Source organism: Anoxybacillus sp. UARK-01, from assembly GCF_002075365.1.
Lineage (GTDB): Bacteria > Bacillota > Bacilli > Bacillales > Anoxybacillaceae > Anoxybacteroides > Anoxybacteroides rupiense.
The window spans coordinates 13133-35108 of sequence record NZ_NASY01000042.1 but is presented as its reverse complement, the minus strand read 5'-3'; the positions used below and the strand labels follow the sequence as shown (position 1 = coordinate 35108).

General features: G+C 42.7%; 21 protein-coding genes. 9 read left to right on the top strand and 12 right to left on the bottom strand.

The annotated features are described in order from the left end of the window. Positions 1-34: 34 nt before the first annotated feature. Both B6A27_RS09905 and B6A27_RS09900 read right to left on the bottom strand, forming a co-directional pair. A complete protein-coding gene (locus B6A27_RS09905; RefSeq protein ID WP_066150026.1) occupies positions 35-454 on the bottom strand; it encodes a phage holin family protein in 420 nt (139 codons plus the stop codon). Positions 455-866: 412 nt separating this feature from the next. Next, on the bottom strand, positions 867-1304 hold the full coding sequence (locus B6A27_RS09900) for a Dps family protein (protein WP_066150023.1): 438 nt from the start codon (positions 1302-1304) through the stop codon (positions 867-869). Positions 1305-1871: 567 nt separating this feature from the next. Between B6A27_RS09900 and ytzI the strand changes: the two genes are divergently transcribed. After that, complete coding sequence (gene ytzI / locus B6A27_RS09895; RefSeq protein ID WP_080862028.1) at positions 1872-2042, top strand: YtzI protein; 171 nt, start codon at positions 1872-1874, stop codon at positions 2040-2042. A gap of 15 nt (positions 2043-2057) precedes the next feature. On the opposite strand, the gene B6A27_RS09890 is transcribed toward ytzI, so the two are convergent. Further along, a complete protein-coding gene (locus B6A27_RS09890; RefSeq protein ID WP_027409561.1) occupies positions 2058-2531 on the bottom strand; it encodes an S-ribosylhomocysteine lyase in 474 nt (157 codons plus the stop codon). 150 nt (positions 2532-2681) lie between these two features. Here B6A27_RS09890 and yidD point away from each other — a divergent pair, with 150 nt between their 5' ends. The 4 genes from yidD to B6A27_RS09870 all read left to right on the top strand — a co-directional run bounded on the left by yidD (position 2682) and on the right by B6A27_RS09870 (position 6631). Continuing rightward, complete coding sequence (gene yidD, locus B6A27_RS09885) at positions 2682-2915, top strand: membrane protein insertion efficiency factor YidD (RefSeq protein WP_044745849.1); 234 nt, start codon at positions 2682-2684, stop codon at positions 2913-2915. A 196-nt stretch (positions 2916-3111) separates the two neighbouring features. Continuing rightward, a complete protein-coding gene (locus B6A27_RS09880) occupies positions 3112-4092 on the top strand; it encodes a metal ABC transporter solute-binding protein, Zn/Mn family (protein ID WP_080862027.1) in 981 nt (326 codons plus the stop codon). A gap of 132 nt (positions 4093-4224) precedes the next feature. Beyond that, positions 4225-5577, top strand: a complete 1353-nt coding sequence (locus B6A27_RS09875) for a cytochrome ubiquinol oxidase subunit I (RefSeq protein WP_080862026.1) — start codon at positions 4225-4227, stop codon at positions 5575-5577. 13 nt (positions 5578-5590) lie between these two features. Further along, complete coding sequence (locus B6A27_RS09870; protein ID WP_066150013.1) at positions 5591-6631, top strand: cytochrome d ubiquinol oxidase subunit II; 1041 nt, start codon at positions 5591-5593, stop codon at positions 6629-6631. Between the two features lie 70 nt (positions 6632-6701). Here the strand turns inward: B6A27_RS09870 and B6A27_RS09865 are convergent, their stop codons facing one another. The 4 genes from B6A27_RS09865 to B6A27_RS09850 all read right to left on the bottom strand — a co-directional run bounded on the left by B6A27_RS09865 (position 6702) and on the right by B6A27_RS09850 (position 11742). Next, the gene (locus B6A27_RS09865; protein WP_080862025.1) at positions 6702-8657 is read right to left on the bottom strand and encodes a beta-propeller fold lactonase family protein; all 1956 of its coding nucleotides are present in this window, start codon (positions 8655-8657) and stop codon (positions 6702-6704) included. 96 nt (positions 8658-8753) lie between these two features. Beyond that, on the bottom strand, positions 8754-10835 hold the full coding sequence (locus B6A27_RS09860) for a hypothetical protein (protein WP_080862024.1): 2082 nt from the start codon (positions 10833-10835) through the stop codon (positions 8754-8756). Between the two features lie 63 nt (positions 10836-10898). After that, positions 10899-11423, bottom strand: coding sequence for a hypothetical protein (locus B6A27_RS09855; RefSeq protein WP_080862023.1), 525 nt, complete (start codon positions 11421-11423; stop codon positions 10899-10901). A gap of 19 nt (positions 11424-11442) precedes the next feature. Next, positions 11443-11742: a DUF2325 domain-containing protein gene (locus tag B6A27_RS09850; protein WP_080862022.1), complete on the bottom strand. Its 300-nt coding sequence runs from the start codon at positions 11740-11742 to the stop codon at positions 11443-11445. Positions 11743-11904: 162 nt separating this feature from the next. On the opposite strand from B6A27_RS09850, the gene B6A27_RS09845 reads away from it, so the two are divergent. Continuing rightward, on the top strand, positions 11905-12066 hold the full coding sequence (locus B6A27_RS09845; protein ID WP_080862021.1) for a DUF1540 domain-containing protein: 162 nt from the start codon (positions 11905-11907) through the stop codon (positions 12064-12066). Between the two features lie 208 nt (positions 12067-12274). On the opposite strand, the gene B6A27_RS09840 is transcribed toward B6A27_RS09845, so the two are convergent. The 5 genes from B6A27_RS09840 to B6A27_RS09820 form a co-directional block, all read right to left on the bottom strand. Further along, positions 12275-13747 (bottom strand): o-succinylbenzoate--CoA ligase, encoded by a 1473-nt coding sequence (locus tag B6A27_RS09840; protein WP_080862020.1) that lies wholly within the window; start codon positions 13745-13747, stop codon positions 12275-12277. Between the two features lie 265 nt (positions 13748-14012). Beyond that, a complete protein-coding gene (gene menB / locus B6A27_RS09835; protein ID WP_044745840.1) occupies positions 14013-14831 on the bottom strand; it encodes a 1,4-dihydroxy-2-naphthoyl-CoA synthase in 819 nt (272 codons plus the stop codon). After that, positions 14821-15645 carry a 2-succinyl-6-hydroxy-2,4-cyclohexadiene-1-carboxylate synthase gene (gene menH, locus B6A27_RS09830; protein ID WP_080862019.1) on the bottom strand — a complete coding sequence of 275 codons (825 nt, stop codon included), beginning with the start codon at positions 15643-15645 and terminating at the stop codon, positions 14821-14823. The genes menB and menH overlap by 11 nt, the downstream gene beginning before the upstream one ends. Continuing rightward, the gene (gene menD / locus B6A27_RS09825; protein WP_080862018.1) at positions 15642-17399 is read right to left on the bottom strand and encodes a 2-succinyl-5-enolpyruvyl-6-hydroxy-3-cyclohexene-1-carboxylic-acid synthase; all 1758 of its coding nucleotides are present in this window, start codon (positions 17397-17399) and stop codon (positions 15642-15644) included. The genes menH and menD overlap by 4 nt, the downstream gene beginning before the upstream one ends. Next, on the bottom strand, positions 17389-18774 hold the full coding sequence (locus B6A27_RS09820; protein WP_080862144.1) for an isochorismate synthase: 1386 nt from the start codon (positions 18772-18774) through the stop codon (positions 17389-17391). Before B6A27_RS09820 ends, menD begins: the two co-directional genes overlap by 11 nt. Positions 18775-18975: 201 nt before the next feature. Between B6A27_RS09820 and B6A27_RS09815 the strand changes: the two genes are divergently transcribed. The 3 genes from B6A27_RS09815 (at position 18976) to B6A27_RS09805 (ending at position 21897) form a co-directional block, all read left to right on the top strand. Further along, the gene (locus tag B6A27_RS09815) at positions 18976-19914 is read left to right on the top strand and encodes a 1,4-dihydroxy-2-naphthoate polyprenyltransferase (RefSeq protein ID WP_044745837.1); all 939 of its coding nucleotides are present in this window, start codon (positions 18976-18978) and stop codon (positions 19912-19914) included. An 82-nt stretch (positions 19915-19996) separates the two neighbouring features. Next, positions 19997-20764: a yteA family sporulation protein gene (locus tag B6A27_RS09810; RefSeq protein ID WP_080862017.1), complete on the top strand. Its 768-nt coding sequence runs from the start codon at positions 19997-19999 to the stop codon at positions 20762-20764. A 338-nt stretch (positions 20765-21102) separates the two neighbouring features. Continuing rightward, the gene (locus B6A27_RS09805; protein WP_080862016.1) at positions 21103-21897 is read left to right on the top strand and encodes a TIGR00266 family protein; all 795 of its coding nucleotides are present in this window, start codon (positions 21103-21105) and stop codon (positions 21895-21897) included. Positions 21898-21976 lie beyond the last annotated feature (79 nt).

Below are 21976 nucleotides of genomic sequence, written 5' to 3'. Positions count from 1 at the left end.
ATTCGTAGTGTGGATGAACAAATAAAAATTATGCTTATTTAGCCCGATCTTTTAATAATTCAATTGCTTTTATCAGAAAGCCCGGAATAGGTAATCCTGTCCTTCCTACATTTTCAACAATTGAAATGACTTCATTCGCCATATAAAAGAAGGTCGTTGCATCACGAATAAAATGATTGTTCTGTCCTAAGGCAAGATCGATTAGATGTGCCACTGCTACTAATACAAAAATCAATAATTTCCGCACAATCCCCCGAAAACCGATCTCGCTTGACAGCTTTCCTTCAAGAGCCCCTGCAACAATACCAGTTATATAGTCAATCACGACGAAGCAAACTAAAATCACCACTAATATGTCCAATCCTCCAAATACAGATGAAACAAATGAACCAATGAGCGAAATTCCGAAAAAAAATGAATGTTTGGCCACGGTTTCCCGCCTTTCATGTTTCATAGGTCAAAAGTGTTGATTCAACAATATCACATCTGTTGATGATCTATGATTTCATGCAAGAAATGCGGAAGAGCTAGACCGAAAAGAAGTCTTTCTTCCTTATTTCCTGAATCAAGGAGACAAAGGGGGGATCTTTTCCGTACTACCCCTTGTTAAAAAGGAACAGGCATAGAACATAATCATCAACACGCCTAATGGAGGGATCATGGACAGGCAGATAGCTTTTCTGATGCCACAATCGATTGATCCAAAATACGAAAATGGCTGAAAAGCCTCGTTATGTGGTAAAGTGATAAAACCATCGATGATCAACACGTAGTTACTCTATTTTATGAAAATAGAAAAAAAGAGTGTAAACAACTGCCCAAACAGCAAAAAAGATCGCTCCCGATATGGAAGCGATCTTTTTTGCTTATTTGCCAAGAAACGATTTTAACATCCACACGTGCTTTTCAAGGCTTTGGTGGATTCCTAAAAGCATATCTCCCGTTGTTTCATCCCCTACCTCATCAGCTAGCTGCATTCCATCTTTTAGCTCTTGAATCATCGTCTCAAAGTCGCTGACAAGCGCGCCAACCATCTCTTCAGCTGTTTCATTGCCTTTTGCTTCTTTAACAGACGCGCTTTCGAGACAATCTTTCATTGTAGCGACAGGCGCTCCTCCTAGCGCAAGCAGCCGCTCTGCTAACTCGTCAATATGGAGGGCTGCTTCATTGTATAATTCTTCGAATTTTGTATGCAATGTAAAAAATTGCTGTCCTTTGACAAACCAATGATAATTATGGAGTTTGATGTATAGTACACTCCAATTGGCAATCTGTTTATTGACCATGTCCGTTAGATTTTTCATCTTGATCCTCTCCTTCACCATATTTTTTACAAAATAAACTTACATTTCTAATTATAACCTATTTCATGCCCATCTCGCAAAAAACGGAAAAATTCTTCTCTCTTTTCAATTATAAATACAAGGTGGACGACCCATTATTTTAATCTATTTGCCCGCAAAGCATTCGTTGCTCTAGAAGAATATGCTCAAACTTACTCCCATTGGTTTTGTTCGATCATCCACCTACTTAACTACCATTGCTTCACTCCTTTTACTTGTGCCATATCAATAGAAACGAACATATGTATAAATCCGATCAGAAAGTAAATGGGTCGATTGTTTTTGCGGCATGCTGGTGCATGGGAACACCGTCGCTTTCAACCCTAGGCATCACGCTTCAAAGCAGTTCGTTTTTTGCCTCTTTATCTTATGTCACTGTTTCCATTTAAATGGCTACAATCTTATTCGTTCCCTTTCTCAGCGCTTATGATGAACCGCTCCCATCTATATTCCGTTAAGAGATGGGAGACTTCTCGGTGGAGTATGTTAAAATAAAGAGAGGAATCAAACATAGAAAGTGGGGAGCCAATGTTTACAATCCTTATCATTTCCATCATCATTATTTTAGTCGTTCTTATTCTGGCTGTCGCCACCACATCAAAAGCCTATCAATACAAGCATACCGTCGATCCTATTGATAACAATCCGCATTTACCAGAACACAAGCAGAAAGAAAAAAACGAAGGCGGCCATGTTTAAATGGCCGCCTTACGATTATCCAAATACTTTCTTCAGTTCTTCCTTATCTTGTTCCAGCCAAAAACGCATTAGACGCTTAGCTCCCTCTAAATCATGAAGCTTCGCCTGCCCGCATTGCTGTTCCGTTGCAGCTGGGACTTCTGTTGCATTTACCGCATCCTTCATTGTATCTTCAAGCAGATCGATAATTTCCTCCACAGTAGGAGAACCGCTGACAACTAAATAGTAGCCTGTTTGACATCCCATTGGTGAGATATCAATGATATCAAAATGATCGTATTTTTCCGCATGCTTGCGAATATTGAATGCAAGCAAATGCTCAAGCGTATGAATAGCATCGGGCTTCATCGCTTGCTTATTTGGCTGGCAAAAACGAATGTCAAATTTATTCACAACGCCATCGCTTCCCACTTTATGCACGCCGCAATGTCTCACATACGGCGCTTTCACAGCGCAATGGTCGAGTTCAAAGCTTTCTACTGAAGGCATTGTATCACTCCTATCGTTATTTTCTAAATACTATCATACACATAAATCCGATTTTTTTCATCTACTTTATACGGATTATTCAAAGGTGATGACTTGTGCGATTTATGATACATTGATGATAGTATATTTTATTCACTGGGTGTGATGCAAATGTTGAAACGCTTATTGATCGCTCTCATTCGTTTTTATCAAATGGTGATTTCTCCGTTAAAGCCGCCGACATGCCGTTTTTATCCGACATGCTCCCATTACGGTCTTGAAGCAGTTAAGCGCTTTGGCGCAATCAAAGGAGGCTGGTTGACGATCAAACGCATTGTCAAGTGTCACCCCTTTCATCCTGGAGGCTTCGATCCAGTCCCGGAAAAATGGGAAGATGCCAAATAAGCATGGGCTTGCGGCTTATTATCGTGCATTTTCATGTAATGGCAGCAAGTCCGTCTTTCTTATAGCTACACGTAATGATTAACTAACTGCATGGGTGAATAAAAAGAAAAAAAATACTATTCAAATCGTAATGATTACGATATAATAAATGAGACCATTCATCTCTGCTTGGTAAAAATGAGAAAGGAGAGCATTCATGAGACGAAAAACACTGTTAACCATCATTCTTCTTGTTGGATCAATCATGCTGTTTGGCTGCAATAAACGTGAAGAAGCAACCGATACAAACAAGCCAAAAAACACACTTACTATTTATACGACTGTTTATCCGTTGCAAGATTTTGCGCAAAAAATTGGTGGACGCTACATAAAAGCAGAAAGCATTTATCCTCCTGGCGTTGAGGCACATACATTTGAACCGACAACGCAAACGATGAAAAATTTAGCAGATGCTGATGCATTTATTTATATCGGCCAAGGAATGGAAGGATTCGTCGATCAAACGAAACAAGCACTAAAAAACGAGCATGTAAAGCTCGTGGAAGCTTCTAAAGGAATTCAATTGCTTGATTCTGCCCATCACGATGAAGAAGGGGAAGAACACGAAGGGCATGAAGAAGCGGAAGGGCACGATGACGACGGTCATCATCATGGCGATAAAGATCCCCACGTTTGGTTAGATCCTATTTTATGCATTACAATTGCCGAAAACATAAAAAATGCTTTGATTGAGCTAAAGCCAGATGCGAAGGAAACATTTGAAAACAATTTTGCCGCTTTAAAACAGCAGTTGCTTGATATAGATCAACAATTGCAAGCTGTAGTAAAAGACGCTCCTAAAAAAGAACTTCTTGTTTCTCATGCAGCCTACGGCTATTGGGAAAAAAGATATGGCATTGAGCAATTAAGCATCGCGGGTCTTTCACCGACTAATGAACCTTCACAAAAAGAGCTGGCTCAAATGATTCAACTCGCGAAAAAGAAACAAATTCATTATGTCATCTTTGAACAAAATGTCACACCAAAGGTGGCTGAAGTTGTCAAAAACGAAATCGGCGCTGAAGTTCTTCGCCTTCATAATTTAGAAACACTTACAAGCGAAGATATAAAAGAAAATAAAGACTACTTCACCATCATGCATCAAAATATCAACGTATTAAAACAAGCGTTGCAATAATAAAAAAAACGAAACCACACTGTCCACTTGACAGTGTGGTTTCGTTTTTTCCTATGATTTCTTCTCTGCATATTTTTTAGAAATATGTGGATAATAACAGCAGCTAATCATGAATGGAAGGACGGTCTTTTTATGGATGATTTGGTCATTGCCCGCTCTCTATTTGGCACTACTATGGCGTTTCATATTATTTTTGCGTCTCTCGGTGTGGGAATTCCGCTAATGATTTTATGTGCCGAACTGCTCTATCAAAAAACGAAAAATCGCGACTATGCAGTTATGGCTAAAAGATGGACAAAAGGGATAGCAGTACTGCTGGGAGTTGCCATTCCCTCCGGAACCATTGCCGGCGTCCAGCTTTCATTGCTATGGCCTGGATTTATGGAAGTGATCGGCAAAGTGATGGCGCTGCCTTTCCAAATTGAAATCTATGCTTTTTTTGTTGAGGCATTATTCATGTCTATCTACGTATATGCCGCTGATCGTATTTCGCCGGCCATGAGAATTTTGAGCGTTACTCTTGTTGCCCTTGGCGCAAGCGCTTCCGCTATTTTAATTACAAATGTTCATGCTTTTGAAGGCACTCCCGACGGTTTTCGCATCGAAAACGGCCAAGTCGTTGACGTAGATCCTTGGGCTGCATTTTTTAATCCCAGCTTTTTTGTCACCGCTGGACATGTAACAGTTTCAGCCTTTATGACAGGAGCATTTGTCCTTGCTTCAATTTCTGCTTACAAAATGTTGCGGGAAAAAAATAAACGCGTTCTTGAATTTTATCGTAAAGCACTGATGCTTTCGCTTGTTGTTGGCGGGATTTTTTCTATTTTAACAGCGCTGAATGGCCATGAAGCCGCACAGCTTTTGCATGAATATCAGCCGGAAAAGCTGGCAGCAGCTGAAGGATTGTTCGAAACGCAATCGCACGCTCCTCTTGCCATTGGCGGTTTTACAGATCCTGACACGCAATCGGTGAAATGGGCAATCGAAATTCCATGGCTCCTCAGCTTTCTTGCCGGTAATAGCTTTGATACCGTTGTACAAGGATTAAACGATTTTCCTAAAGAATGGTGGCCGCCATTATTTATCCATACACTATTTAATGCGATGGTAGGCATCGGCTCATTCCTTATCCTGCTCTCCTTGATCGGATTGGTTTGGAGCAAAGTGATGAAACGCCCTGCGTTTCCTCGTCCGCTGATGTGGGCCATTATCGCTTCCGGACCTCTTTCCATGCTGGCTATTGAATTTGGCTGGATCTTTGCCTGTACAGGCAGACAGCCATGGGTTATATACAGGATGATGAAAACAGAGGACGCTGTGACACAATCGGAGAATTTGGCACTGCTGTTTATCTTGTTCGCAGCCATCTATATTGTATTAAGCATCGCCGTCGTTCTCGTATTAAAATACTATTTTCGGCGCCATCCTGTCATCAACGAACTAGATTCACAGGAAACCGGACATTCAAATCATTTTACGCAATAAGGAGGCGAGGAACATGACAAATGAACTCATTGCCATCACTGTGCTATGGGGATTTATTTTTATCTATGCGGTCATGGCAACCATGGATTTTGGAGCTGGTTTTTGGTCGATGATTTATATGAATCGGGAAAAAACAGCCGCAACCAATATTGCCAATCGCTATCTTTCCCCTACATGGGAAGTGACCAATGTGTTTATTGTGGCAATCGTTGTCGCGCTTGTCAGCTTTTTTCCTGGAGCGACCTTTTTGTTGGGAACTGTTTTATTAATTCCCGGGAGCATTATTTTACTGCTTCTCGCGATTCGCAGCGCTTTTTTAGTATTTGCCCATATCGCTAAGGAATATGAAAAAGTGCTGACCTACATTTCGGGAATCAGCGGCATGATCATCCCAGCTCTACTGATTAGCGTCTTGCCAATCACACATGGCGAATTTATTGAAACGGTTGACGGGGTCGCAAAACTGAGAATGGATAAGCTGTTTACAAGCCCGCATGAATATGCGTTCATTGGCTTCGCCATCTCCAGCACATTGTTTCTTTCTTCCCTGCTGCTTGCCGACTACTCCAATGAAGCGAATGAGCTGGAGGCATATCAAACCTATCGCAGAGATGCTCTCATTCTCGGACCCATTTCCTTATTAATGGCGCTTTTTATTATGCTGACGATGCAGGATGAAGCACCTTGGCTGTACGAGCGAATAATGGACTATTTGCCATGGCTCATCGGTTCCGTGGCCATGTTTTTTGTAGCGGGGGCCGCTCTATTCTTGCCGTCTGCCAAGCATCAGTCCATACGGGGAAAACCTCGATTAGCGGTCGTCGCCATTGTCATTCAATACTTTTTAGCGAGCTACGCTTATGGAAAGGCCCACTTGCCATATATGATCTATCCGGATGTCACGATTCAGTCAGGTTTCACTCATCCGAATACTTTTCGCGCGCTGTTTATGTCATACATCATCGGGTTTGTTATTCTCTTTCCGGGATTCATCTATTTTTGGCGATTATTTATGAAGGATAAACGCTATCTTCAAAAAAATGATCCATCATAACGTTTGGCAGTTATTGAGATCGTCATAAAAAAGCCGTTTTGGCCATGGTCAAAACGGCTTCCCGGTGACTTTATTCAAGTGAACGCACATATTCCGCAATAGCGGCTATTTCTCCTTTTGTTAAGCTTGTCACCTCTTTTGTCTGATGGCGCTGAATGGCTTCTTCGATCGTTTTGGCGCTGCCATCATGCAAGTAAGGGGCCGTCGCCCAAACTCCTCGCAATGTCGGCGTATCCCATTGTTTTGGTGTGCGAGGGTTGGCAAAATGGGCTCTCGCGTCTCCATTTGAAGCTTTATCCTGTGGATTCGCTGTGCCAATATCATGTAAATAAGCGGTATTCGCTATCGTCAATACTCCTTGATCGTCCACTGCTTTTGTACTATCTGTAAAATATTCTCCTCGATGACAGCTGAGACAGTTCCCTTTACCGTTAAACAACTTTTCGCCTTCTTGCGCTTTTGCTGTCAAGCTTCCATCTTTATTTCGATACGGGCTTTTCGGTACAGGAAACGAATGAGGATCATCTAAATACGCAAGAATCGCATCATACATATGCTGCACATCCGATGGCAGCGGCTTCCCTGGATCAAGGGCCATCATCCCGCCCATTTCATTTTGTACCGTATGAATGTAATCGCTAAAATCATCGCGAGAGCCATCCCACATAAACAATCCCGTCTTGGTCGTTAGCACATTGCTTGGCACGTTGCGCGGCCCTTTGGGCGTCAAAAGTGTCAGCCCGTTTATTTCCCCGTCACTATGGCAGGAAGCACAACTCATCCAGTTATTTCCTGTAATATCGATCGCAAATTCGTCGCTATTCGCGCTATAAAAAATCGTCTTTCCTTCACGGACAAGTGGTGATAAAGAATCTTTGGCAATTAAGCGTATCGTTCCTTTTACTGATCTTGCTTTCGCATAAGGCGCTTTGCCTCCTGTATGAATGACGGCAAGATCATGGCTCATTGCATTGTGGACAAATAATTGCTTTCCATCCGGTGAAATTACAATCCCTCTCGGATTATTCCCTTCAATGCGCCGCAAAATTTGGGTTGCGTTTCCGCCGCGTTTTAAATCAAATACGACTAAATCTTCGCTTCCTGACATCACTGCGTACATTTTGCTTCCATCTGGCTGAAACACAATATCATATGGATTCGAAACAATGATCGTTTCATTTTTCACATCTTGGACATTGATTTCCGTGAATAATTCCTTTCTCTCATCCACCAATTCTCGATCGGATGCAAGATCAATGACAGAAATGGCCGGAAAAACCGTTTCTTCAAACTGAATCGGCGTATCAATATTCGTCAGTAAATGAGGAATGTAGGCTTTTTTTCCATCTGGTGCAATGACAAACTGCTCAAGCGTGTTCGGAATACCTTGGCTCTTTTTCCGATCCTCCTGATCCGGTGATGGCGCTAACGTAATTTCTTTGATGACTTGATTTTTTTTCGTATCAATCACACTTATTTTTCCATCTAGATAATGAGGTACATACAACTTTCGGCCATCAGCCGTTAGCGCCAGCGTACGCGGTCGATCACCAACTGGAATTTCTTTCGTTTCTTTTTGCTTTTCCAAATCAAATACTGATACCGTTCCTGAACGATAATTAGCTACGTAAAGCGTTCTTCCGTCCTGGCTTGTCACAACTCCAAATGGTTCAATTCCTGTTTTTAAATGACCCATCACTTTTTTCTCTTTAAGCGAAATAATATCTACTCGGTCATCATGCATACAGGACACGTATAAAAATTGTTCGTCCGGACTTAATGCAAGCTGTCTAGGCTCCTTTCCGACAGCAATCTCTGCTTTTTTCTGATTCGTCTTTGCATCGATTAGCGTGACAGAAGGAACATCAATATTGGCGATATACAGCATAGTTCCTTTTTTGTTAATGGCAATATTGTCGCTGTGGACGGCATAGTGGCGAATGGTTTTTTGGTCTGAATGAAACACTGGACTTGCCTGACAACTCGTTAGAATCAGAAAAAAAATAAGTAAGACCCCTCTTTTCATCAGCGTTTCCCCCATTTTGATTCACGAAAATGAAAACCATTATCATTTTATATGAAAAAGCGGCAAATCTCAATGCTTGCCGCTTTTATCCATTATTTATTCTTTTTTTGGTTTTACTTCCACATTCAATAAAATTGGCGCAATTCCATATTTTCCGTGTCCTGCTTGCACTTGTGGCACATTGTCCCCATCTGTATTGCCTGATTTGTCGCCTTTTATATACACATCTCCGGTATCCCAAAATTCACTGGCCTGCATTCCTTCCTTGATGCTTGGACCATCAATAATCCGATCATAAAAATCAACATAGCGCGAAATGATGGTCTCTCTTTCCAGTACTTTGACAGGCTGATCGGAGTCCGTGTTATTGAGATTGTTAAGGGCAATGCGCAGCACACCTGATAACGCTCCAGCTACAAATGGAGTATATTTCATTTCATTTTTTCCCGTCTTATAAACACGGAGTTTTTGATCCCAAAAATGCTTGTCCATCGCTTCATAAATTTTACGTGCCGCCTCCCGGTATTGCTCGTCTTTCGTCGCTAAAAATGCCGCTGTGAGACCGCGAATCGCACCGAGTTGGGCAAGAAGAGTAGGTTCGTCTGTTTCAGGACCTTGACCAATGATCCAGCCATTTGCTACAAGGCCATCTTCCCTTATTAATTCATTCATGATAAAATCAGCTTGTTTTTTGATCAGTTCAAGTGCACGTTTTCCTTCAGGAGTGCCAAGGCCTTGGGCATCTTCTCCGCTTGCGTAACCCACAGGCAATCCATCAATCGCGCGCTCAAAAATGCGCAGCGCTTCCATCGTATAGCCTGCCTGGAACGTATCTACTCGTTTTCCTTGTGCACTTCCGTTATTCTCTTCAACAAAAGCGCCTACTTCTTGATTAAAGTGCATGGCATCAATATTTTTAAACACCTGCAATAGCACATCGCGATTCACTGAATATGGATCATTCGAAACAACATCATTCGTTGGATTTTGATCGAGATTTTCTTTCGGCGCACTTGGATATGGCGATCCGTCAAATACAGCTAGAAAAGCAGGATTTTGATTTTTATTATCCGGCCGCTGATCTGTCACACCATAGAATTCTGATGCAGGCCAAAGCATCAGCCATTGATCTTGCAACAAGCTTCTTTTATCCTTCACAATGAGCTGTTTTACCTTTGGCGCCAATTCATTCCCATCTTCTATCACCTCAATTTCATGAGGCAAATATACCCAGCCGCTTTGAGGATTATATTGGCTTCCTGCTGCTTTTGTTAGCCCTTGCTGTTTCGCACTGTAAAATAAATGGTCGCGGACAAAATTAAGCTTGTTCCAAATTTCTTCAGTTAAAATCATGCCTTGCATGCCATCTGCGGAGCTTACTCCAAGCGCAATGTTAGGATCTTGATCGTCATTTTTGGTTTTCGCTTCAATCTCTTCATCTTTATCAACGGTATGTAAGCCACCTAAAAAATCTCCAGCCCATAATGCCTGTTTTAAAAATGTGCCGCCATAGGCAGAAGGAGTTAATCGTTTCTCCATTTTGCTCCGATCCCAACGAAGCGATTGAAAATCGACTTGATAAACCGGAACATAGGTTTTGTCATTATTTTCCGCATACACGTCTGTATCGACTTTTTGGGCATAATGCGGATCACCGCCTGCATATTCAATCATTGTCGGAAACATATTGCGGAAAATTTCTTCATGCGCATACCCTACACTGTCAGCCAATTGGTAAAATCGCTCTGCCAACACCTCATCGTTTGACTTCTGCGCTTTTTGCGCCTGCTGCTCTGTCATTGGGCCATAAATCAAATGCAGCCCAAGTCCCGACTTCTCCGTGACCTCGTACATTGCTTCTTCTGAGTATTCGTATGATTCAATCCCTGCAATATAATCAAATTTTGTCGGTTTATCCATTTTACGCGCATCCAATACATCCAAATCAAGTCCAAGCCCCTCGGCCAAAGGCTCCCCTGACAACTCAAATTCTGAATACGCAAACATGTTGCCGGCTGTATCAAAAGAATAATCGTTCACCGGCACAGAAATATTGGCTGATGTCTCACCTTTCTGTTTTTTCTCGCTCGCTTCATTGGTTGGTGAACACGCTGAAGCCAGCAAGAGTGATGAAATCATGGCCGTTGTCGTCATAACCTTCCACGGTTTTTTTCCCATAGCTACATCCCCCAGTAACTTTAAAACGATTTTCATTATCATCTATGTTTATTTTATCTTAATTTATTTTGTTTTCAACTGTTTTAAACGATTTTGCGCAACGACAGCCTGTATTTGGCATTGTCCAGTGAGAAGCGAACAAAATTCTACTGCTACTGTTTTAGAGCTCTCTCTTCTTTCGCTCTCAAATGCCGCTGCTATCCTATTCATATAATAAGAATAAAACGCTTCATCCTCTTGGAGGATAAATTTGCGGATGATGCACATTTCATCTTGTTTGTATGCAATATCAACATCGACATGTTTCGCCCCATATTCAATTCTCTCAAATAAAAGAAACCAGTCAATCGTCGGGTCTAAAAAACGAAGTAAATAGTCGGTCGTTTTCGCCAGTACTGTATAATAGTGGATGTTGGAATGAAACACTTCTTGATCTACGTGGCGCCAATGTTTTTCTACAAGCTTTAATACAAGTGAAGCGGATCGCGACGAAGAAGGAGCCTGATAATATTCTGTAATGATTTTTTTCATCGCTTCACCTACTAGCTGACACCAATTTTGAGGCATACATAGCTTGACGGCACTCATTTATGTATCCCTCCACCTCTCAATTCGCTTGTTTCGTTACTTTCGCTTTTTGCAGCACAGGATGAATAGAACTCCATGAACGCTTTACAAAATAAATCGGTTTTTCTTGGTTTTTCGCTTTTTGCTTAATTACTTTGGCTAAATTATGATTAACATAGTCGGTCATCACCAGAACAAGATCGATATGTTCAGGAATATCCCGCTTAACCATATTCACTTTGCGGCCATCCAGATGAATAATTTCCTTAAATCCTGAATTTATCAATTTATCGGTAATATTTCCGAGATGATCAGCACCTACTACAAGCAACGATGACATATTTTCTTTCCCTCCATTGCTTTCAACTTTATTTTTATTCTAATTGAGAATGATTCTCTATGTCAATAGATATAAAATTTCTTATTATTTCCGTTATATCTTTTTTTAATCAGTCAAAAATAAAAATGTATTAAATTTACTAAACTTATGGAGGGAATCACGATGGCAAAAGATGTGCTTTGTGAAGTGAAAAACTGTCATTACTGGGCAGAAGGAAATCGCTGCAGTGCAGAAGCCATTTATGTAGTCAGTCACACCGGAACAGAAGCTTCTAACTCTGGCGAGACGGACTGTAAAACGTTCGTACCAAACGACGAGCTATAAAAGAGCTTATCTTTATCCGCATTTTACCATAATTCGGAATTTTCCCTGTTATGTCATAGAAAAAGCGGGACACAGGCTGTGCAGAAGAAAACGAAATAGGCTAGCAGTTGTCTATCGTTTCAATTTGTATCAATTCCTTTATATGAATAGTTAAGCCATAAAAATAAAAAGAGGTTCATCCGTTTATATAGACGGATTACCTCTTTTTTTATTGTTCGTGTTTTGGAATTAAATGAATTAATTGGCGCCGCAACAGCTTTTTGGCCGCATTGCGCGGCAGCTCATCTACTATATATATACGTTTTGGCACCTTGTACTTTGCCAAGCGCTCCCGACAAAATTCTAAAAGCTGTGGCGGTGTAACCGATACGCCATTTCTCAGTTTAACAAAAGCATAAGGCACCTGTCCCCAGCGCTCATCTTCCACTCCCGTCACTCCCGCTTCTTCGACCGTTTCATGCGAAAGCAGTATCGCTTCAATCTCTGCCGGATAAATATTTTCACCGCCAGAAATAATCAAATCGGATCGGCGATCAAGAACATAAAGAAACCCTTCTTCATCTATATAGCCCATATCCCCTGTATAAAACCAGCCATTCCGTAACGCTTTTTTAGTTGCTTCTGGCCGATGCAAATATCCTTTCGCTACATTTGGCCCCTTCACAACAATTTCTCCAGGTTCATACGGCCTAGCTGTTCGCCCATCCGTTTCGACGCGAAGCTGAGCGGGAAAAAGCGTTTTTCCTGCTGACCCTAGCTTAGAAAAACTATACTCTGGCGCTAATGTAACAATTTGTGATGCCGTTTCTGTCATTCCATAAGTTTGATACACAGGAATTCCTTTATCGCGGCACGCTTCCAGCAGCGGCTTTGGCGCGGGTCCTCCCCCAAGCAGCATACACCGGAATGTATGGGGATATGTCAAGCTTCCCAATTCGGAAATCATTTGCTGTAGCATGGTGCTGACAACAGACATAATCGTGGCTTTTTCTCCTAGAATGATCTCATTTGCTTTTTTCGCATCAAAGTGCTGCATCACATAAACGCTCATTCCATAAATCACACTTCTCATCAAGATCGACAACCCACTTATATGAAAGAACGGAACAGCGGCAAGCCAACAATCCCTTTCCAATAAGCCTAAATTTAAAGCTGAGCCAATCGCGCTCCACCAATGATTTCCATAAGTTTGTAATACTCCCTTTGGCTTTCCTGTTGTGCCCGATGTATACATAATTGTTGCTACTTCGTGAAAATCATATTCTTGCTGAAGCGGCACCTCTTGCTCTGGCAATGAAGCAAGCTCTGTTGCCGTTACAACAGGAACTGAGCTGCTGTTGGCATCATCGCGCCATTGTTCATCGACAATCCACCATTTCGCTCCGCTATCTTCAATTTGCCAATTCAATTCTGAGGCTGTTAATCTTATATTTTGCAACAATACAACGGCTCCAATATAATGAAGTCCATGAATGATTTCCACCATCGCCGTGCTATTTTTCATCAATATAGCGACAATATCACCGCGTTGGACGCCAAGATAAGCTAGCCTTCCCGCCGCTCTTACCGCTGCTGTATGAAGCTCAGCAAATGTTTTTTGCCCACTTCCCTCGTAAACAGCAATGCGTTCTGGAGTCAAAAACGCACGCTGCATAAGCCAGTTTGGTGTTGATGTATACATAAAGTCCCCTCCTTTGCTTGATACAAAGAAGCAGCTTCAGACTGTTAACGAACGTTTTCATCCTAAGTGAATCGCATCACTCATCCGCTCATGAGCATCTCGGTTTGATTCGCTCATCTTCGTTTGCTGCGTTCCCTGTCCATCCAGCGTTTTCAAGACAGTCTAAATGAAAAGACCCTTAAAATAACGGTAGACAAAGTCTAAATGGACTTTGTCTACCGTTCTACAGCTTGATCCATCACATTCAAGCTGCTACGTTTTTGCATTATGGAAAACGCGGGAACTGTTTGAAATCCGGTTTGCGTTTTTCTTTGAACGCATCTCTTCCTTCTTTTGCCTCTTCTGTCGTATAGTAAAGTAATGTAGCATCGCCAGCAAGCTGCTGAATGCCTGCTAAGCCATCAGAGTCAGCATTGAATGCCGCTTTTAGGAAACGAATCGCTGTTGGGCTTTTTTCTAAAATTTCTTCCGCCCATTTTACCGTCTCTTCCTCTAGTTGTTCCAACGGAACCACTTTGTTGACAAGTCCCATTTCTAATGCTTCTTGAGCGTTATATTGGCGGCATAAGTACCAAATTTCACGAGCCTTTTTGTGGCCAACGATACGAGCTAAATAACCGGCTCCATAGCCTCCGTCAAAGCTTCCTACCTTCGGACCTGTTTGTCCAAAAATAGCGTTATCTGCTGCAATCGTTAAATCGCAAACAACATGCAATACATGTCCACCGCCGATCGCATAACCGGCTACCATTGCGATGACCGGTTTAGGGATCACGCGAATCAGACGCTGTAAATCCAATACGTTCAAGCGTGGGATTTGATCCTCGCCTACATAGCCACCATGGCCTCTCACTTTTTGGTCCCCGCCAGAGCAAAACGCTTTTCCGCCTGCACCCGTTAAAATAATGACGCCGATATTGGCATCATCACGAGCGTATGAAAACGCATCAATTAACTCTTGAACCGTCTTTGGACGAAAGGCATTATGTACTTCTGGACGGTTGATCGTGATTTTAGCAATGCCATTGTACGTTTCGTATAGAATATCTTCGTACTTGCGCTCAGCTACCCATTCAATCGCCATTCACACATCCTCCTCTTTCAATAAACTCATTTATTATTTTAGCAAAAATTTCTGGTTGTTCCACATGAATTGCATGTCCCGCATCGGAAATTTTCGACATGTACGAATTGGGCAGCAGTTCAACCATCTTTGACGCTATTTGGCAAAATTTCTGATCAAGTTCCCCGCAAAGAAGCAGTGTTGGGGCTTTTATTTGCGACAAGTGTTCCCACCAAGAGGGCTGTCTTCCTGTTCCCATGCCGCGCAAGCTATTGGCTAGCCCTTTGGCTTGATGCCTTAATCGTTCTGTACGAATTCGCCTTCTGGCCGTCTCAGGCAGCTGTCTTTGCGTAGCAAAAAGCGGCTGTTGCTCCCATTTGTCAATAAATGCTTGCACTCCATATTGCTCAATTTCCATCGCCAGCGCCTCATCGTTCTGAATGCGCAATTGGCGTTCCTCTTCGGTCTTTAGTCCAGGCGAGCTGCTTTCTAGCAACAATGTTTCTACTTGCTGCGGATAGCGAACGGCAAAGGTAAGCGCGAGCCTTCCCCCCATCGAATAGCCAAGAACGTGAGCACGATGAATTTCCAGCTGCTGCAACAATTCATGCAAATCAGCCGCTACGCTTTCGATATGATAGCGGTCGAGTTCATCCGGACACTCTGTTAAACCATGTCCTATAATATCAACCATAACGAGCTGCCAATTTTTCCAATACGGAATAAGCGGATACCATGTTTCTGTACTCCCTGTAAAGCCGTGTAGCAATAAAAGCGGCGGACCTTCCCCATAAACTTCTACATGATAGGAAACACCGCGAATCCGTTTTTTCATAATCTTCCCCTTTTTTGAAGAAACTCCGTTATTCTCTCTGTGACATTTTTCCAAAGCCATTGATGTTTGGTTACATTTTCTTTCCTTGATGTACACAGCTCGATGACATGCAGCCCTTGAGATTGGATAGAATGCTTTACGTAATAACGGAACTCGTCCCATGTATCCACCTTTTGATAATAGCCATCATACATGCGGATAATATGCTCAAACCGCAAATCGGTCGGAGTGCCAAACAATGCTTCAAAATGCTTTTCTTGCCTTGCTTGCGGCAAAAATGAAAAAATGCCGCCTCCATTATTATTAATAACAATAATGGTCGCATGCAGCTGATAAAGCTTCGCTGCTAGCAAGCCATTTAAATCATGATAAAAGGAAAGATCGCCAATCACAAGCACAAGCGGATCGGCTTCAAGGCTAGCTCCTAAAGCGCTTGAAACAACCCCATCAATGCCATTGGCGCCACGATTCGCCATTAAGCGGATTTGCTTATCGTTCGTCATAAAAAACGTGTCGGCATCGCGAACCGGCATGCTGTTGCCGACAAATAGCGTAGACTTCTCTGGTAAAAGCTCCGTCAGCTCGATAAATACTTTTCCTTCAAACATTTCTTCTTCTTTTCCTGCTTCCAAAAGCTCTTCTTTAGCCAGCTTATTGATGTCCTGCCATAGTTGCATCCATTCGTTTGGCACACGGCGATCAGCGGACCCAAGTTCCGCTAAGCGTCGGCAAAATTCAATTTCGTCACAATAAATCATTTGCGAAGCAGTAAAAGTTGGCTCACGCCATCCGCCTTCCCCGTCCACCACAATTTGGGTAATGGACGGATGCCGCTTTAGCATAAGTAAAAGCGGTTTTGAAATCGGCATGGCACCAAATCGAATAACAACGTCTGGAAGCAGCGCTTCCGCTATTGCTGCGTCTTTAAAAATAGCATCATAGCTTTCAATAATATAGTCTTTCGTATGAGTTCCACTGCGCAACTGAGAAAGTGGATCAGCCAAAATCGGGTATTGTAGCGCTTCGGCAAGTTCAGTGACCGCTTCCGCAAATTCCGGCTCATCCATATTTCCGCAAACAATAAGGCCTTTTTCAATACATGAAAGCTGCTTATATAATTGATGAAACTGCGCATCATCTAGTGTTTTTTTACCGATAGCAATTTGAATATAAGATGCTTCCTTTTCGTTAATTTGCTCCCATGTTTGATCTGTAACAGCTGGCACAAGCGGTTCACGGAGCGGAAAATTTAAGTGGACAGGACCTCGCGGCGCACTCATCGCCACGGCTGCCGCTCTCGCTGCCATCATTCGAGCATAGCGCAGCATTTCATTTGAGCTTTCTGGAAGCGCCATATCGACAAACCATTTGGCATGCTTTCCATACAAATGAATTTGATCGATTGCCTGCGGCGCTCCGACATCGCGGAGTTCATGAGGACGATCAGCTGTAAGAACGACGAGAGGAACCCTTGAATAATAGGCCTCTACTACAGCAGGTACATAGTTTGCCGCAGCCGTTCCCGATGTACAAAGAAGAGCGACAGGTTTTCGTTTGGCTTTTGCCATCCCCAATGCAAAAAAAGCGGCAGAGCGCTCATCAATATTCATATGTACGCGCATTTTTGGATGCTCTGCCATCACCATGGCAAAAGGGGTAGAGCGCGATCCCGGACTTACGACCACATCTTCTATCCCGGTCTTGGCCAGCTCATCTACAAACGCAGAGACATACAGTGTTAAATCATCGCTCATCTTGCTTCACTCCTAATGCGGATAACATTGGTTTCAATTTCACGTTTGTTTCTTCATATTCGCTGAACGGCTCTGAATCGCCCACAACACCGCATCCCGCAAAAAGGAAAGCTTCATTTCCTTGCAGCAAACCGGAGCGAATGGCAACGGCAAACTCTCCATCTCCCATTGCATTCATCCAACCAATGGGAGCAGCATACCATCCTCGGTCTAGCGGCTCAGCTTCTCGAATCATTTCAAGCGCCTTCTCTTTTGGAGCTCCTCCAAGGGCAGGGGTCGGATGAAGCCGTTCCACAACCGAAAGCAAGGAAACACGGCTGTCGCTTTTACCGATCACAGGAGTATATAAGTGTTGAATATCTCTCATTTTTAGCAGCTGTGGTTCCGGGGAAATTTTGACATCCTCACACACATCCTGCATCGCTTGTCTAATCATTTCGACAACGAACCGATGTTCGTGTAAATTTTTTTCATCCTGTAAAAGCACTTGGCCAAGGGATTCATCCTCACTGCTTGTACGTCCGCGACGAATCGAGCCAGCTAAACACGTTGAATAAAATGTATGTTCTTCTTTTTTTACAAGCTGTTCAGGGGAAGCACCGATAAAACAGCTGCCGGCTTGTTCAAATGCAAACAGATAGCTAAACGGCTGCTGCTCACACAAGTGCTCCAGCACGGCGCTTGGCGTGAGCTGTCCATCAAATTGAAGGCGTACCTCTCGCGCTAACACCACTTTATCAAAACTTCCTTGTTGTATTCCGTCAATGATTTGCCGCACAGCATGTATCCATTCATCCGTTCGGATCTCTTCGTATGTCACACAACGCGGAAGAGAGGGAGTTGAATGGAATGATTTGGTATATAACAACCCAAGCAGGCGATCAATTTCTTCAAGCATGCTCTGGTTATTTTTTGAAGGAACCGTAATCGTAATCATTGCACAGTCTTTTTTTAGAGATAATAGAACCGTCGGAACAATAAATTTTGCATTTGAAAAATGCGTCCATTTATCTGTTTTCTTTTTTAAAGGATCAAATGAAAAGCCTCCAAATAAAACAGGGGTTGCTTTCTCTTCCTCACCATGCACTTCTGTCATATTTAAAAAATCGTGCCATTTTTCTTCAATGATGGAAAAACGCGGGCCATCTCCCTCCTCATCGATGACATATGTACAGCCTATCCCAGCGTAAACAACCTCGTTTGAACGATCAGACCAATAAAAACGCTCAGAAAACGAGCTCGTTTCTCCCAGCTTAAACAAATAAACTGGGGCAATAGACGGTACGATTCCGCTCCAGCTTACAAACGGCTGACACGCGGATTTTGTTATCATCTCTAGTTTTTTTCGAATTTGATGCTGATATAAAGTCGCCACTGCCATCCCGCTTTCTTGTTATTACTAAACTTTTTGATGAAACTAGATTCCTGAAAAGTTATTATCACTTCCCATTATATATAACAGGAAATAATTTATCTATTCCTAAGGGGTTGACACCTGTGAAGGGTTTACCTACACTTATTTTGAATATTTTTTGAGCTATGCTTTGATTTTATCCTAATATGAGGGGTATGATTTATGCAATCACCATTACCTAAACATCAACCAACACCTTCGTTGAAATACAATCGAAGCTGGCGTGTATGGTGGAACCTGACACGTCCCCATACTTTGACGGCTGCTTTCGTGCCTGTTTCGATTGGAACTGCTTTAGCTTTTCGGGAAACAGCTGTTCATCTTACATTATTTTTGGCTATGCTTATTGCTTCATTATTAATTCAAGCAGCGACCAATATGTTTAATGAGTATTATGATTACAAGCGCGGCTTAGATTCCTCCGAGTCTGTTGGTATTGGCGGAGCCATTGTTCGGGAAGGAATTGCACCTAAAACCGTATTGTTGTTAGCGTTTTCCTTCATCGCAATCTCTATTCTAATTGGTGTATATATTTGTATGAACAGCAGCTGGTGGATTGCTGTCGTCGGCACGATTTGTGTAGCAGCAGGATATTTTTACACAGGCGGACCGATTCCGATTGCTTATACTCCATTCGGAGAGCTTGCGGCAGGATTTTTTATGGGACTTATCATCATTTTAATTTCCTTTTTCATTCAAACAGGAACCATTACATTCGTTCCAATTGTTGTTTCTATTCCAATTGCCATTTTAGTTGGGGCCATTTTGCTTGCTAACAATATTCGCGACCTTGACGGGGATCAGCAGCACGGACGGAAAACCCTTGCAATTTTAATCGGCAGAACCAACGCGATCCGTCTATTAGGAGGGATGTTTATCGTCTCCTTCGCTTGGATGATTGGATTAATAGCTTTACATGTCGTTTCTCCTTGGACGCTGCTTGTTTTCCTAAGCGTGCCGAAAGCTGTGGCAGCTACAAAAGGATTCATTGGAAAAACCAAACCGATTGAAATGATGCCTGCGATGAAAGCGACGGCACAAGCCAATACACAGTTTGGCTTTTTGTTGGCGATTGGGCTGCTCATCGGTCACTGGCTATAACACGGTTGCCTAACCGTGTTTTTTTTTATTTTTCGTTCATACTACATCATAAAAGCGAATTTTGAGGAAGGGGTATTTCCTAATGTTAACCAATCAACAAATATCTGCCTTACAGGCACAGCTTCTAAAGGCAAAACAAGAGCTAGAGAATCGCCTTCATCATAATGATCATTTCGGCTTGGAAAGAAGCCATGCCCACGATTCAGTCGGCGAGTTAGCAAGCTACGACAATCATCCAGCTGATGAGGCAACAGAATTGTATGAGCGAGAAAAAGATTTGGCACTTAATGAGCATGCGGAAAGAGAATTAGCTGACATTCATCATGCGTTGGCGGCTATCGATGACGGAACCTATGGCATTTGTGAAACATGCCGAAAGCCGATTCCATATGAACGTCTGGAGGCATTGCCAACGACTACATTTTGCAAGGAGCATAGTGCAGATCAATCCGTTTCACACCAGCGTCCTCTTGAAGAAGGCGTGCTGATGCCCCCATTTGGAAAATTTGATTTTGATCATCGCGATGTTGTAGCGTATGATGCCGAAGATGCCTGGCAAGATGTAGCACAATACGGAACATCCGATACACTATCCGATCTTTGGCAGGATGTGGACCATTATAACGAAGCATACGCAGAAGCAACAGAAAACGTAGGATATGTCGAGGATTTCGAAAACTTTGCTGCTGTTGATTTATATGGTCAGCAGATGGCCGTTTACCCTACGCAGAAACATCAAAGCTTTGAACGTGTATTAGATGAAGAACAGATCATGTCAAATATCGGCGATTTGCCAGCATATGAAAAGGAGCCTTATACGCAAGACGAAGCTAAACCAAAAAGATCTTAAGATGAAAAAGGCCATGGATCTGCATCTTGTTATAAGCAGCACTGGCCTTTTTATTCGCACACTCAGCTCTCCATCATCCTAAAGCAAAACAGAAAAGCAGCATTTTCAAACATCCTAACCGATATAAAAAACACTTTAACATGTGGGATTTTGCAACGCCTCTCCCTAGCGAAGGCAAGCCGCCCGCTCGCCTCCGACTAGCAATATTTCGTCAAGGATTGGTTCGATTTTTAAGTTATATTGATGGAAAAAACATTGGTTTGTTAGTGAAACTAAAAGGGATTTCCTTCCGTATAAAGAATAGATTCATCATAAAAAGTCATTTAGAGGTGAAAAAAATGAATGCACACGACATTGACTACACCCTGCATGGAGATGACATGCAGTTCGTAGAAATCGAATTAGATCCACAGGAAAGTGTTATTGCTGAGGCAGGCGGCATGATGATGATGGAAGATGGAATTGAAATGGAAACGATTTTTGGTGATGGAGCAAGCACCGGCAAAGGATTTCTTAGCAAGCTTGTTGGTGCCGGAAAACGGCTCTTGACCGGAGAAAGTTTGTTCATGACCGTCTTTACGAATAACGGAACAGATAAAAGACGCGTCGCCTTTGCCGCTCCTTATCCCGGAAAGATTATCCCTGTTGATTTAAGCGAGCTAGGCAGTAAAATCATTTGTCAAAAGGATTCGTTCCTTTGCGCTGCTAAAGGAGTCTCCGTCGGCATCGACTTTCAGCGAAAGCTCGGTACCGGCTTCTTTGGCGGTGAAGGGTTTATCATGCAAAAGCTGGAAGGAGATGGACTTGCCTTTTTGCATGCTGGGGGAACCATTTATAAACGTGAGCTTCAGCCTGGGGAAAAGTTGCGAATCGATACTGGCTGCTTAGTCGCTATGACAAAAGAAGTGAACTACGATATCGAGTATGTCGGCAAAATCAAAACAGCCTTTTTCGGCGGAGAGGGGTTATTTTTTGCTACGTTAAGCGGTCCGGGAACCGTTTGGGTGCAATCGTTGCCGTTCAGCCGTCTCGCTGATCGTATTATCGCTTCCGCTCCAAGCTCAGGTGGCCGATCTGTAGGCGAGGGAAGCATTCTTGGAGGCATTGGAGATTTGCTCAATGGAGACGATTAATCTCTTATGTATAAAAGAGGGCACAGATGGTTCTGTGCCCTCCATACTTCATCCTGCGTCATTGGCTCTATTCCTTGTT

Coding starts and splice junctions, on each gene's coding strand:
- B6A27_RS09860 (WP_080862024.1), bottom strand. CDS start 10,835: ATGGGAAAAAAACCGTGGAAGGTTATGACGACAACGGCCATGATTTCA.
- menB (WP_044745840.1), bottom strand. CDS start 14,831: ATGGCGATTGAATGGGTAGCTGAGCGCAAGTACGAAGATATTCTATAC.
- B6A27_RS09880 (WP_080862027.1), top strand. CDS start 3,112: ATGAGACGAAAAACACTGTTAACCATCATTCTTCTTGTTGGATCAATC.
- menH (WP_080862019.1), bottom strand. CDS start 15,645: ATGAAAAAACGGATTCGCGGTGTTTCCTATCATGTAGAAGTTTATGGG.
- B6A27_RS09845 (WP_080862021.1), top strand. CDS start 11,905: ATGGCAAAAGATGTGCTTTGTGAAGTGAAAAACTGTCATTACTGGGCA.
- B6A27_RS09810 (WP_080862017.1), top strand. CDS start 19,997: ATGTTAACCAATCAACAAATATCTGCCTTACAGGCACAGCTTCTAAAG.
- B6A27_RS09855 (WP_080862023.1), bottom strand. CDS start 11,423: ATGAGTGCCGTCAAGCTATGTATGCCTCAAAATTGGTGTCAGCTAGTA.
- B6A27_RS09815 (WP_044745837.1), top strand. CDS start 18,976: ATGCAATCACCATTACCTAAACATCAACCAACACCTTCGTTGAAATAC.
- B6A27_RS09900 (WP_066150023.1), bottom strand. CDS start 1,304: ATGAAAAATCTAACGGACATGGTCAATAAACAGATTGCCAATTGGAGT.
- B6A27_RS09890 (WP_027409561.1), bottom strand. CDS start 2,531: ATGCCTTCAGTAGAAAGCTTTGAACTCGACCATTGCGCTGTGAAAGCG.
- B6A27_RS09875 (WP_080862026.1), top strand. CDS start 4,225: ATGGATGATTTGGTCATTGCCCGCTCTCTATTTGGCACTACTATGGCG.
- B6A27_RS09905 (WP_066150026.1), bottom strand. CDS start 454: ATGAAACATGAAAGGCGGGAAACCGTGGCCAAACATTCATTTTTTTTC.
- B6A27_RS09840 (WP_080862020.1), bottom strand. CDS start 13,747: ATGTATACATCAACACCAAACTGGCTTATGCAGCGTGCGTTTTTGACT.
- B6A27_RS09850 (WP_080862022.1), bottom strand. CDS start 11,742: ATGTCATCGTTGCTTGTAGTAGGTGCTGATCATCTCGGAAATATTACC.
- B6A27_RS09865 (WP_080862025.1), bottom strand. CDS start 8,657: ATGAAAAGAGGGGTCTTACTTATTTTTTTTCTGATTCTAACGAGTTGT.
- B6A27_RS09870 (WP_066150013.1), top strand. CDS start 5,591: ATGACAAATGAACTCATTGCCATCACTGTGCTATGGGGATTTATTTTT.
- B6A27_RS09805 (WP_080862016.1), top strand. CDS start 21,103: ATGAATGCACACGACATTGACTACACCCTGCATGGAGATGACATGCAG.
- yidD (WP_044745849.1), top strand. CDS start 2,682: ATGTTGAAACGCTTATTGATCGCTCTCATTCGTTTTTATCAAATGGTG.
- ytzI (WP_080862028.1), top strand. CDS start 1,872: ATGTTTACAATCCTTATCATTTCCATCATCATTATTTTAGTCGTTCTT.
- menD (WP_080862018.1), bottom strand. CDS start 17,399: ATGAGCGATGATTTAACACTGTATGTCTCTGCGTTTGTAGATGAGCTG.